The organism is Jiangella muralis, from assembly GCF_001270745.1.
GTDB classification, from domain to species: Bacteria; Actinomycetota; Actinomycetes; order Jiangellales; family Jiangellaceae; genus Jiangella; species Jiangella muralis.
In genome coordinates this window covers 210,959-223,208 of record NZ_LFXL01000026.1, presented here as the reverse complement: position 1 = coordinate 223,208, position 12,250 = coordinate 210,959, and the positions used below count along the sequence as shown (strand labels likewise).

Annotated in this window: 6 protein-coding genes; 3 read left to right on the top strand and 3 right to left on the bottom strand. The window is 73.1% G+C overall.

The window, feature by feature from the left end; translation table 11 throughout:
* Positions 1–138 precede the first annotated feature (138 nt).
* The gene (locus tag ACW62_RS22465; protein ID WP_053206328.1) at positions 139–1,254 is read left to right on the top strand and encodes a flavin-containing monooxygenase; all 1,116 of its coding nucleotides are present in this window, start codon (positions 139–141) and stop codon (positions 1,252–1,254) included.
* Here ACW62_RS22465 and pulA read toward each other — a convergent pair.
* Together pulA and ACW62_RS22455 are read right to left on the bottom strand one after the other, a co-directional pair.
* Positions 1,211–6,895, bottom strand: coding sequence for a pullulanase-type alpha-1,6-glucosidase (gene pulA, locus ACW62_RS22460; protein WP_205629529.1), 5,685 nt, complete (start codon positions 6,893–6,895; stop codon positions 1,211–1,213). The two genes, ACW62_RS22465 and pulA, sit on opposite strands and share 44 nt — an antisense overlap.
* A 960-nt stretch (positions 6,896–7,855) precedes the next feature.
* Positions 7,856–8,995: a citrate synthase/methylcitrate synthase gene (locus tag ACW62_RS22455; RefSeq protein ID WP_053206327.1), complete on the bottom strand. Its 1,140-nt coding sequence runs from the start codon at positions 8,993–8,995 to the stop codon at positions 7,856–7,858.
* A gap of 78 nt (positions 8,996–9,073) precedes the next feature.
* Here ACW62_RS22455 and ACW62_RS35350 point away from each other — a divergent pair, with 78 nt between their 5' ends.
* On the top strand, positions 9,074–10,636 hold the full coding sequence (locus ACW62_RS35350; RefSeq protein ID WP_053206326.1) for a citrate synthase: 1,563 nt from the start codon (positions 9,074–9,076) through the stop codon (positions 10,634–10,636).
* Between the two features lie 42 nt (positions 10,637–10,678).
* On the opposite strand, the gene ACW62_RS22445 is transcribed toward ACW62_RS35350, so the two are convergent.
* Positions 10,679–11,041, bottom strand: a complete 363-nt coding sequence (locus tag ACW62_RS22445) for a winged helix-turn-helix transcriptional regulator (protein ID WP_053206325.1) — start codon at positions 11,039–11,041, stop codon at positions 10,679–10,681.
* Between the two features lie 87 nt (positions 11,042–11,128).
* On the opposite strand from ACW62_RS22445, the gene ACW62_RS22440 reads away from it, so the two are divergent.
* Entirely contained in the window at positions 11,129–12,238 is a 1,110-nt protein-coding gene (locus ACW62_RS22440) for an NAD(P)/FAD-dependent oxidoreductase (RefSeq protein WP_205629528.1), read from the top strand.
* Positions 12,239–12,250 lie beyond the last annotated feature (12 nt).

Genomic DNA, 12,250 nt, shown 5'->3' with positions numbered 1-12,250 from the left:
CGCCAACCATCGGTGGCCGTCTACACAGTTCTGCCCATGCCCGCCCCGCCGCGAAGATGCATGGTCCGCCCGACGCGGGCGGACCGGCGCCGGCCCTAGCGTCGAAGTCCTGACCTGGCCGAACATACGGGGGGCGTCATGGACCAGCACATCGAGACGATCGTCGTCGGGGGCGGGCAGGCCGGGCTGAGCGTCGGGTACCACTTGGCCAGGCGGCGCCGGCCGTTCGTGATCCTGGACGACCGCGCGCGGACCGGCGACAACTGGCGGCGGCACTGGGACACGCTGCGGCTGTACAGCCCGGCGTGCTACGACGGGCTGCCGGGGATGCGCTTCCCCGGGCCGGGACGGGCGTTCCCGACGAAGGACGAGGTCGCGGACTATCTGGAGGCCTACGCGGCCCGCTTCGAGCTGCCGGTCGAGCACGGCGTCCGCGTCACGGCGCTGAGCGGCGACGGCGACGGGTACGTCCTGGACTGCGGCGATCGCCGGTTCACGGCCGACAACGTCGTCGTGGCGACGGGGACGTTCGGGACGCGCGCGTACGTGCCTGCGTTCGCCGGCGAGCTGGACCCGGCCATCGCGCAACTGCACTCCACCGACTACCACCGCCCGGACCAGCTGCCACCCGGCCCGGTCCTCGTCGTCGGGGCGTCGCACTCGGGGGCGGACATCGCCGTCGAGGCGGCCCGCGAGCACCACACGATCCTGTCCGGCCGCACGAACGGGCAGCTCCCGGTGCCGCTGGAGTCGCGGCGGGCGCGAGCGGCGTTCCCGGTGCTGTGGTTCCTGGCCCGGCGGGTGCTCACCCTGCGCACGCCGATCGGCCGGAAGCTGCGACCGGAGATCCGGACGCACGGCGGGCCGCTACTGCGGGTCCAGTCCGACGACCTCGCCGCGGCCGGCGTGGAACGGGCGACGGAGCGGGTCGCCGGCGTGCGGGACGGGCGGCCGGTGCTCGACGGCGGCCGGGTGCTCGACGTCGCGTCCGTGGTCTGGTGCACGGGGTTCCGGCAGGACTTCGGCTGGGTCAAGCTGCCGGTCCTGGGCGACGACGGCTGGCCGCTGGAGGAGCGCGGCGTGGTGCCGTCGTCGCCCGGCCTCTACTTCACCGGCCTGGCCTTCCAGAGCGCGTTCGCCTCCATGCTGGTGGGCGGCGCCGGGGCCGACGCGGAGTACGTGGCCCGGCACCTGGCCGCCGCGCACCCCGTCAGGGCTGCTCGAACACCGCGACCGTCCGCGCCGGGACGGTGACGCCGGCGGCTCCCGCCACGGACTCGCGGACGACGGGGTCGGCGCCGGCCGCCTGGACGGGGTGCAGCCGCAGGCTCGCCGCGTCCTCCACCGGCGCCGTCGCCGCCGACGGCGTCGCGTTGTAGACGACGACCAGCCGCTCGCGGTCCGGGTCGAGGTCGGCGCCGGCGCGGTCGTCGAGCTGCATGACGATGACGCCTGCGGGCTGCGCCGGTCCCCCGTCACCGAACGAGAGCCGCTCCTGCACCAGGTCAGCCGACCCGAGCCGGAACAGCGGCGACGAGAACCGCAGCCTGAGCAGGTCCTGCGCCATCTCCGTCGCCGCACCCAGGTCGGCGGCGGACGGCCGCTGCCCCGGGTCGGCCAGCAGCTGGCGCATGAAGTCCCACTTCGCGGCGTTGTCCGTCTCCGGCGGCAGGCCGGACCCGAAGGTGCTCTCCTGCCCGGTCCAGTCGATCCGGTTGAACCAGTCGCCGGAGTCGTAGGAGTTGCGGTCCAGCGACTTCGACCGCAGCAGGTCCGCGCCCGCGTGCCAGAACGACGGGCCCTGGCCGAGCGCCGTCGTCGCCAGCGAGAGGACGTTCATCCGGACCCGGTCGGCCATCGGCGTCTCCGCGGGCAGCTTGTACGCGAGCGCGTCGAACAACGTCTCGTTGTCGTGCGCGTCGACGTAGGTGATCACCTCGGCGGGGTCGGCCGTGTAGCCGGCCGGTGAGCCGTTGTAGTCGACGTCCGCGCCGGTCACGGCCGCGCCGGTGGCGTCGGTGAAGGCGTAGTCGCGCAGGTTGCCGGTCAGCCCGACCTTGATCAGATCCTGCAGGTGCAGCAGCCGGGCCCGCTGCTCGTCCGGCGTCCCGTTGACGGCGGCGCCGTTCGGGTCGGTGAACAGGCCGCTGCCGAAGCCCTGCAGCCGCGGGTCGTCGTCGAACGGACCGCCGCCGCGGACGCCGTCGCGCAGCCGGTCGTTGAACGTGCCGATGCCGGCGCCGAACAGCTCCAGCTGCGTGGCCTGCTGGAATCGCGCGTTGTCGGCGACCTCGCCGAAGTTCCAGCCCTCGCCGTACACGTAGACGGACGCGCCGTCGACGCCGTCCTTCTGGGTGGTGAGCGCGTCCAGCGCGGACCGCACCCGCTCCATCGTCGACCGGCTGTGGTGGCCCATGAGGTCGAACCGGAAGCCGTCGACCTTGTAGTCACGCGCCCAGGTGACGACGGAGTCGACGATCAGCTTCTCCATCATCGCGTGCTCCGACGCGGTGTTGGCGCAGCAGGTGGACGTCTCGACGGCGCCCGTGGCGGACAGCCGCTGGTAGTAGCCGGGCACGATGCGATCCAGCACTGAAGGCGGGACGCCGGCCGCGAGGTCCCCATCAGCGGCGAGCCCCGCAAGGGAAAGGGGGAATTGCTCGTCCTGCCCGGCAGCATGGGTGTGGTTGTAGACGACGTCCATGACGACGCGCAGCCCGGCGCCGTTGAGGGCGGCCACCATCTCGCGGAACTCGCGGGTGCGGCCGGGGCCGTCCGGGTCGGTGGCGTACGAGCCCTCCGGGACGGTGTAGTGCAGCGGGTCGTAGCCCCAGTTGAACCCGTCCCGACCAGCGACGGCGGTCGTGCACTCCTGCTGCGCGGTACCGGCCGGGTCGGCGGCGGTCAGCGCCTCGAGGTCGCAGCCGGGGGTGGCCTGCGCGGCGCGGTCCTCCGGCACCGTCGCGAGGTCGAACACCGGCAACAGGTGGACCGTGTTCAGCCCGGCGTCCGCGAGCGTCGACAGGTGCCGCATGCCCGCGCCGCCGGGCTGCGTGAACGCCTGGTACGTGCCGCGCTGCGCCTCCGGCACGGACGTGTCGCCGACGGAGAAGTCGCGCACGTGCAGCTCGTAGATGGCGGAGTCCTCGGGCTGCGCCAACTCCGGCTTGGCCAGCGCGTCCCAGCCGGCCGGTTCGAGGGCCGGATCGGCCAGGTCGACGACGAGCGAGCGCTGCGAGTTCGTCGTCAGAGCGACGGAGTACGGGTCGGTGACGACGTTCGTCTCGACGCGGTCCGTCGCCGGCACGTACACGTCGACCTCGAACGCGTACGCGGCGCCGGCCCAGCGCGGGTTGCCGCGGGCGGTCCAGACGCCGTCGCGGTCGCGGCGCATCGGGACGGTCTGCTCGCTGCCTCCCGGCGGGGTGAGGAGCAGGTCAACGTGCTTCGCGGTGGGCGCCCAGACGGCGATGTCGGGACGCCGTCCGTGCCAGACGACCCCAAGCTCGCGGTCCGTGGCGCCGGCGTAGACGTCGTCCAGCACGCCGGGCAGCTGCACGCCGGTCGCGTCGACCAGCCGGCCGAGGTCGTCGTACGCGGCGACGGCGACCTGCCCGGTGAGCACGTCCTCGATGTCCTTCACGTCGGCGCGCAGGCCGTCGTACGACGCCAGGTGCGGGTAGCGCTCCTTGACGTCGTCCGGCAGCTCGACCGGCGTGAGCGGGTACGACGTCCCACCGGTCACCGCCTCGGCGTCGATCCCCAGCCCGCCGGTCGGCGCCGTGTGCAGCCGGAACGTCCAGCCCGCCGCGGCCGCCGGCAGGTCCCACGCCAGCAGCCCGCGCTCCAGCCAGTGCGCCTTCTGCTGCGTGAGGTCGGCCCGCGACTCCGCCGCCGACGACGTCACCGTCAGCACGTGCGTGGCGACGTCGTAGGCGAGCGTCGTCCGCGCGCCGGCCGGCACCGTGAACGCGATGTTCGCCCCGTTGGGCGCGCCGCCGGCTCCGTAGTTCTCGTCGAACGACAGCCCGTGCGTCACCTTGGCCTCGTACGTCCCGGCGGCGATGCCCGTCGTCGAGAGCGTGTAGACGCCGTCGCCGTCGGGATCCTTCAGCCATGAGCGCATGCAGGCCGGGTCCCAGTCGGCCGCACACCCCAGCTCGGACTGGAACGACCCCGGCACGGTGACGATCGGGTCCTGCCCGTCGCTGGTGGCCCAGTGCGTCGCGTGGTCGTAGTAGAACGTCACGTCGCCTGGTGTGCCGAGCGGGAGCGGGATGTTCGGGCCGTCGCGGCGGGCGCCCAGGCCGTAGTTCTCCGCCCACGAGCCGTCGATCGCGGCCTTGTACTCGAAGTCGCCCGCGGGCAGCGTGAACGTGCCCTTCCAGACGTCGTCGTTCGGATCGAGCGTGAGCCCGGCCTGCGCGCAGCCCGGGTCCCAGTCGCCGGCGCAGCCCTGCTCGCTGTTCAGGCTGCCGGGGACGGTGACGCGTTCCGGCTGCTCGACCGGCCCGCCGGTGCCCGGGTCCTCGTCGTCCTGCGGCTCGCCGACGACGCCGTACGTCGACGCGACGGAGAGGTTGCCGGAGTGGTCGCGCAGGACGGCGCGGTACTCGACCAGCGTGCCGTGCGCGAGGCCGCTGACGTCGTGGAAGACCCGGTACGGCGCGTTGTCGTCGGTGCCGAGTGGCTGCCACTCGTCCGTGCCCAGCGGCCGCCAGGCCAGCGTGACCTGGTTGAACCCGCCGGCCGGCACGGCGACGCCGACCTCGGCCCGTCCGCCGACGGTGCCGCCCGGGCCGGGCGTGCGGAACTGCACCGCGGGCGCGTCCTTCGCCTTGGGCAAGGCCTTCGGCGCCTGCCAGACGGCGGCGGACAGCGGCGGGACGGTGACGGTGACCCGGCCCTGCGCATCCGACCTCGTGTTCGTCGCCGACGCGGGCCAGACCGGCTGGAACGTCGTCCGCGGGTTGAACGTCGCGAAGCTCACCGTCTGGGCGTCGGTCGAGTTGTTGGTGGCGACGACGTACTCGACCTGCTCGTCGGCGTCGATGCGGCTGAACGCGTACACGCCGGCGTCGTCGCTCGCGTAGCGGTGGATCTGCGCGCCGTCGGCCAGCGCCGGGTGCTCGTCGCGCAGCGTGGACAGGTCGGCGAGGCGGCGGTAGATCGGGTGGTCCGGGTCGAAGTTCTCCTCCGCCGTCGTCGCGTCGGTGCCGATGAGGTCGTCGTCGTTGTAGCTGGCCACCTGGCTCGGGAACAGGTCCTGACGGGCGTCCTTGTCGCCGCCGTCGCCGGTGAAGCCCTGCTCGTCGCCGTAGTAGACGACCGGCTGGCCGCGGGTCAGGTACATCAGGTCGTGCGCGAGCAGGGCCCGGCTGAGCTGCTCGTCCGGCGCCACCCCGGTGTCCTGCACGAACATCCCGATCCGGCCCATGTCGTGGTTGCCGAGGAACGTCGGCAGCGAGTACGCGTTCGAGTCGGCGTCGGTGTAGTGGTCGTCGCCGGCGAACAGATCGCGCAGCTCCGTCGTCGGGCGGCCGGTCGCGAAGCCCTGTGTGCGGGCCTGGAAGCCGAAGTCGATGGTCGCCTGCAACCCGCCCTCGGTCGTGTACCGCGACATCGCCGCCGGGTTCGCGTCGTACACCTCGCCGAACATGAAGAAGTCGTCGGCGCCCGACTCGTGCGCGGCGTCCAGCACCTCCGGGGCGAACTTCTGCCAGAACTCCATGTTGACGTGCTTGACGGTGTCAATGCGGAACCCATCAACCCCGAACGCCGCCCAGTATTGATAAATGTTGATCAACCCATCGCGGACCGCCGGCTGCTCGGTGAACAGGTCGTCGAGCCCGACGAAATCGCCGTACAGGTCGCCCTCGGTGCCGTCGAAGGCCGCGTTGCCGCGGTTGTGGTAGAGCGTCGGGTCGTTCAGCCAGGCCGGCACCTTGACCGTCGCGTCCTCCGGTGTGCGGAAGAACGGCGTGTACGGGAACGACGTCCGTGGGTCCAGCTCGGGGAAGGTGTCGCCGGCCGCGTAGTCGGAGTCGTCGAACTCGTTGCCGGCGGCGTCTCGGTACGGTGCGTCGGCCTTCGGGACGTAAGTGAAGGCGCCCTCCTCGTAGTCGATGACGTCCGCGGTGTGGTTCGTGATGATGTCGAAGAACACCTTGATGCCCCGCGCATGCGCCTCGTCGATGAGTTGGCTGAGCTCCTCGTTCGTGCCGAGATGCGGGTCGATCCGGGTGAAGTCGGTGATCCAGTAGCCGTGGTAGCCGGCGCTGACGTCCGCGCCGCTGCCCTGCACCGGCCGGTTCATGAACGACGGCGTCAGCCAGATCGCGGTCGTGCCGAGATCCTCGATGTAGTCCAGCCGGCGGAGGATCCCGGCGAGGTCGCCGCCGTGGTAGAAGCCCTTGTCCGCGGGGTCGAGCCCGTGCACCAGCCGCGGCTCGTCCGTCCCGGGCGGCACCTGGTACCCGCCGGTGTCGTTGGACGGGTCGCCATTGTCGAACCGGTCCGCCATCACGAAGTAGAACCGCTCGTCGGTCAGGCCCGCGCGCAGGCTGGTGCCGGCCAGCTGCTCGTCGTCCTCGGTGAGGCCGGGCTGCGGGTTCGTCGGCGCGACCGCGATGCGGTGACTCTCGTCGTCGTACGAGAACGTCACCTCGGCCAGCGCCTCCAGCACCAGCGGCAGGTTCGGCCCGTTCGCGACGCCGCCGGCGCCGTAGTTCTCGTCCCAGCTGCCGTTCAGGGCAACCTTGAACTCGTACGATCCGGCCGGCAGTTCGGCCGCCAGCGCATACGCTCCCCCGTCCGCCGGGGTCAGCGCGGTGGCGGCACAGGCCGGGTCCCAGTCGGCAGGGCAGCCCAGTTCGCTCTGCAGGCTCCCGACCAACGTGACGACGCTCGGCGCCGTCGCGTCCTCTGCCCCCGCGGCCGTCGCGGCGGGTGCCGCCGCTGCGGGTGGCGCCGCCGCAGGTGCCGCCGCCGCTGCGGTTGCCCCAGCCGTCGCCGCCCCAGCAGTCCCAACGGCCGCCGCAGGTGCCGCCGCCGCTGCGGTTGCCCCAGCCGTCGCCGCCCCAGCAGTCCCAACGGCCGCCGCGGTCGCGATGGGCGTCGTAGCTGCCGCGCCCGTCGCGGCGGGTGGCGCGGCCTCGGCCGTGACGGCGACCGATCCCAAGGCGGTGGCGAGGGCGAGAGCGAGGAGTCGGCGACTGGGCGGCAGGGTCGGCATCGGTCACTCCCGGGGCGGACGGCGATGTCACGGTGCCCGAGACGCTAGCCACCCCCGGCGACTCTTGCAAGACTTGCAGCAAGCTTTCAAGTGCCCGAAATGCGCACTGCTCATCCCTTGACACCGTCGACCCATGGCCGCACCCGACCACACTGAGTTCGCTCCCGGCCTCGCCTCTCGCACTTGCCGCCACGCCCCAGACCCGCCGCACCCCGGTCCGCCGGCCCTCGGTTCCGCCCGCCCCGGTTCCGAAACGCGCGTGGTCTGCCACACCCGTGGTCTGCCATGCCCAGCCAGTCGCGGCCCCGGGTCTGTCACCCCGCCCCGCCACGTACGCCACGACACCCCGGCCCGCCGCGGCCCCGGCTCCGCCAACCCTCGGGTCGGTCACGCCCAGGTCGGTCACATGCTGGCCTGTCACGCCCCGCCCGCCACGTACGCCACGACGCCCCGGCCCCGCCACGGTTCCGCCAACCCTCGGGTCTGTCACACCCCGCCCTGCCACGCCCGCCCCGCCACGTGCGCCGCCAGGTCACCTCGGCAGGGTCGGCGGCGGGCGGCGGGCGGCGGGCGGCGGGCGGGGAACCGAACCGTCCGGCCCACGTTCGCCGTCGCGGCGATTCAGGCAGCCGGGACGGGCACCGGCGGCGGCGGGCCGACGTAGCGGGCGGCGGGCCGGATGATCTTGCTGTCCGCCGCCTGCTCCAGGATGTTCGCCGTCCAGCCCACGACCCGGGCGACCGCGAACGTCGGCGTGAACATCGCCCGCGGCAGCCCGCACTGCTCCATCACGACGCCGGCGTAGAACTCGACGTTGGTGTGCAGCTCGCGACCTGGCTTGAGCTCGGCCAGAATCGCCTCGACCTGCCGCTCCACCTCGACGGCGAACTCGGCCAGCGGGCCGCCGAATCCGGTCGCGATCTCACGCAGCATCCGCGAGCGCGGGTCCTCCGTGCGGTAGACCGGGTGGCCGAAGCCCATGATCCGGTCGCCGGCCAGCACCCGCTCACGCACCCATGCCTGAATGCGGTCCGGCGTGCCGATGGCGTCCAGGGTGTCCAGCGCCCGGCTCGGCGCGCCCCCGTGCAGTGGACCCGACAGCGCCGCGATACCGCCGACCAGGCAGGCCGCGACGTCGGCGCCGGTGGAGGCGATCACCCGCCCGGTGAACGTCGACGCGTTGAAGCCGTGGTCGATGGTCGAGATCAGATACCGCTCGACGGCGCGGGCGTGATCAGGCGCCGGCTCCTGTCCGGACAGCATGTACAAGTAGTTCGCCGCGTGCCCGAGGTCGGTGCGCGGCTCGACCGGCTCCAGCCCCTGCCCGAGCCGGTACAGTGCTGCCAGCAACGTCGGCACGACGGCACCGGCCAGCAGTGCGTCGTCACGCCGCTCGTCTGCGGCGAGGTCGTAGACCGGCTGGAACCCCGCCGCCGCGCCGACCAGCGACAGCGCCGTACGCAATCCGGCCATCGGACCGGACGCGGCGCTCGCGCGGGCAACCGCCGGCAGCGCCGCACGCACCTCGTCGGTCAGCGCCCGCAGCCCGGCGACCCGGCGGGCGAACGCGACGCTCTCCTCCGCCGACGGCAGCGCACCGAACAGCATGAGATGCCAGACGTCCTCGAAGCTGCGATTCGCGGCCAACTCGACGGCCGAGTACTCGCGGTAGTGGTAGAAGCCCTCCTGGCCCCGGACATCGCCCAGCACGGTCTCGGTGACGACAACCCCGGCCAGTCCACGCGGCACCTGTGCAGTCATGGTTCCTCCAGTGCGCTCAATAGTTGACAGTAATGATAGATATGTTGATTTGGGTCAATATCTCGATGAAGGTGGACGATGGTGGAGCAGCGTCGGCTGACGACTCAACAGGTCGCGGCCCGGCTCGGAGTCAAGCCCGAGACGGTGTACGCCTACGTGAGTCGCGGCCTGCTCGGCAGCAGGCGGGGCGCCGGGGGCCGGGCCAGCACGTTCGATCCCGACGAGGTGGAACGGCTGGCGCGCCGGCGCCGCGGCCGTCCGGACGCCGGTTCCGCCGGGGGACGCGAGCAGGATGCGGCCGGACCCGTCTACAGCGGCGTGACGCTGATCGAGGACGACCGCTTCTACTACCGCGGCGTCGATCCGGTGGAGTTGGCGCGGCGGTCGTCGTTCGAACCGGTCGCGTGGTGGTTGTGGACGGGCGACGAGCGGCCCGGCCCGCCCTTCGCCGCTCCGGCCGCTGGGCTGGCCGCGGCCCGGGCCGCCGGTGACGCGTTGCCGCCGCAGGCCGGCCTGGTCGACCGGCTCCGAGTGGCGGCGGTCGCGGCGGCGACCGTCGACCCGGTCCGGTTCGACCTGCGCCCCGGCACCGTCGCGGCGACGGCCCGCGGACTCATCGCCACCTTCGTCGACGCACTCCCGCGCCGCGATGGCCGGAGTGAGGACGTGGGGTACGGCGCGCCTGACCACGGCCTCCCGATGGGCCACGGCGCGGGCGCTGCGACCGGCCACGACGTGGGCGGCCCCGGCCACCCGGCGCGCGGCGGGACCGGGCGGACAGGGGCCGGCCGGCCTGGCCACGGCGGCGCAGCCCAGCACGGCGACACAGCCCAGCACGGCGACACAGCAGGCCGTAGCGGCACAACGGGCCACGGCGGCGCAGCCCGCCACGGCAGCACAGCCCTGGATGGCCACACGGCAGGCCACGACGGCGCGGCCCAGCACGGCGGCACGGCAGGCCGCGGCGGCACAACGGACGAGGACGAGATCATTGCCGAGCGGCTGTGGCCGCGGCTGACCGACCGACCGCCCGGGCCGTACGCCGTGCACATCCTGGACCGAGCGCTGGTGCTGTTGATCGACCACGGGCTGGCGGCGTCGACCGTGACGGCGCGGGCGGCGGCGTCGGCGCGGGCGCATCCGTACGCGGTCGTCTCGGCGGCGCTCGGCGCTGCGGAGGGACCGCTGCACGGCGGAGCGAGCGGGCTGGCGCACCGGATGCTCACCGACGTCCTCGAGAGGGGCGCCGGGCCGGTCGTGGCCGAGCACCTACGAGCGGGGCGGCGCATCCCGGGGCTGGGGCACCGGCTCTACCGGACCACCGATCCGCGAGCGCAGGTGCTGTTCGAACGGCTCGCGGCCATGCCCGAGGCCGCGCCTGCCCTGGCCGCCGCCCGCGCCGTCACCGAGACCGCCGCGACGCACCTGCCGCTGCCGGCGAACGTCGATCTGGCGTTGGCGACGCTGACGGTCGCGGCAGGGATGCCGCCGGAGGCCGGCGAGGCGATCTTCACGGTGGCACGGACAGCCGGCTGGATCGCGCACGCGCTGGAGGAGTACGACGAGCGAGCGCTGCGGGTCCGCGTCACCGGCCGGTACGAAGGCCCGCCACCACCGCAACCGCTGCCCTCACTGTCCTGACCGCCCCGCACGCGCCAGGCCTAGGACATGCGGGCGCTGGCGTCACTGCTCTGACGGCTCCGGCGGCAGGTGCTCGACGGCCCAGGAGGAGATCTGGTCGAGGGCAGGCATCAGGGCGCGGCCGTGGTCGGTGAGCTCGTAGCTGACGGAGACCGGCGGGCCCTCGTCGACGCGGCGGCGGACCAGCTGGTGCCGCGTCAGCTCGGCGAGGCGATCGGCCAGGACGGAGTCGCTGAGGCCGTCGATGGCGCGCGACAGCTCCCGGAAACCCGCCGGGCCGGTCTGAAGCCCGCCCAGGACCAGCGCGTTCCAGCGCTTCCCGAGGATCGTGAAGGCCCGGGTGAGCGCGGCGTCGGTGCGCGCGCAGGCGTCCACATCATGGGTGGCGCGAACCGGCGCGGGCATGTCAGGAATACTAGCGCGAGCGGGGTTGCTTCGATTTTCGAAGCTGCTACGAGAAGGCTCGTAGCTTCGACTCTCCGAGGAGTATTCGTGACCGAGACCCACGGCTCGCGCCCCTCCGTCGTCATCGTCGGCGGCGGGTTCGGCGGCATCAACGCCGCGAAGGCGCTCGACGAGGTCGCCGACGTGACCCTGGTCGACCCGTCCGACACCTTCCTGCACAATCTCGCGTCCTGGCGGGCGCTGGTCGAGCCCGAGTGGCTGGACCGGATCTTCCTGCCGTACGACCGGCTGCTCGCGCACGGCCGCTTCGTCCGCGACCGCGCCGTCGACGCGGACGGAGCCGGGGTCACGCTGGCCTCGGGCGAGCGGCTGGCCGCCGACTACGTCGTCCTCGCAACCGGCTCGTCCTACCCGTTCCCGGCGAAGACCGACGAGACCGACGTCGCCGTGGCGCGGCAGCGGTTCCTGGCGGCGCACGACGCGCTACGCGGGTCGGGCCACGCGCTGGTGATCGGCGCCGGCGCGGCCGGGCTGGAGCTGGCCGGCGAGATCAAGACCGCCTACCCGGACAAGGACGTCACTCTGGTCGACCTCGCCGACGACATCCTGCCCGGACCGTACGACCAGGAACTGCGCGCGGAACTGCGCCGCCAGCTCGACGGGCTCGGCGTGCGGCTCGTCCTCGGCAGCCCGCTGCGGGCGGTGCCGGACGCCCCGGCCGCGACGGCCGCACAGGTCACCGTCACGACGGAGGCCGGCGAGGAGCTGACTGCCGACATCTGGTTCCGCGCGTTCGGTGTGACGCCGGCCACCGGGTTCGTCACCGGATCACTGGCCGCCGCCCGCGACGACCAGGGCTACCTGCGCGTCGACGACCAGCTGCGGGTCGCCGGGCACGAGAACGTGTACGCGATCGGCGACATCGCCGACGCCGACCGCAACATGGCGGCGACGGCGCGGCTGCAGGCGGAGCTGCTCGCGGCGAACCTGACGGCGCGCATCACCGGCGCGGGCGAGGTGAGCGCGTACCAGAAACTGCCGCCGCTGGTCGCGATCCCGCTCGGCCCGGAGGGCGGCGCCGGCCAGCTCCCCGGCATCGACGGCGTGGCGGGCCCGGAAGTGATCGCGCAGGTCAAGGGCCGGGCGATGCTGATGGATACCTACGACGACCTGTTCAACGTCGAGCCGGTGGCCTGACGTCCAGGGGTG